Source organism: Streptomyces sp. XY431 (genome assembly GCF_001279805.1).
GTDB lineage: Bacteria > Actinomycetota > Actinomycetes > Streptomycetales > Streptomycetaceae > Kitasatospora > Kitasatospora purpeofusca.
Genome location: NZ_LGDO01000353.1, coordinates 1 through 377, shown reverse-complemented (window position 1 = coordinate 377; position 377 = coordinate 1). Strand labels below are relative to the sequence as shown.

Sequence of the window (377 nt, the reverse complement as noted above, 5' to 3'; positions counted from 1 at the left end):
CGGTGTTCGTGTTCCCGGGTCAGGGTTCGCAGTGGATCGGCATGGCGCGTGAACTCCTGGACTTCTCGCCGGTCTTCGCGGAGAAGATGGCGGAGTGCGCGTTCGCGCTGGAGCCGTTCACAGACGGCTGGTCGCTGCTCGACGTCGTCCGCGACGACGACGCGCACGCCCTCGACCGGGTCGACGTCGTCCAGCCCGTGCTGTTCGCCGTGATGGTGTCGCTGGCCGAACTCTGGCGCTCCCTGGGCGTCAAGCCCGCCGCCGTCGTCGGCCACTCCCAGGGCGAGATCGCCGCCGCCCACGTCGCCGGCGCCCTCACCCTCGACGACGCCGCACGGATCGTCGCCCTGCGCAGCCGCGCCATCACCCGCCTCTCC

1 protein-coding gene is annotated in these 377 nt (G+C 71.6%); it reads left to right on the top strand.

Annotated features, from left to right (window positions below; translation table 11 throughout):
- The coding region (locus ADK60_RS26105) for an acyltransferase domain-containing protein (protein WP_159400589.1) at positions 1–377 on the top strand (377 nt) is incomplete at both ends.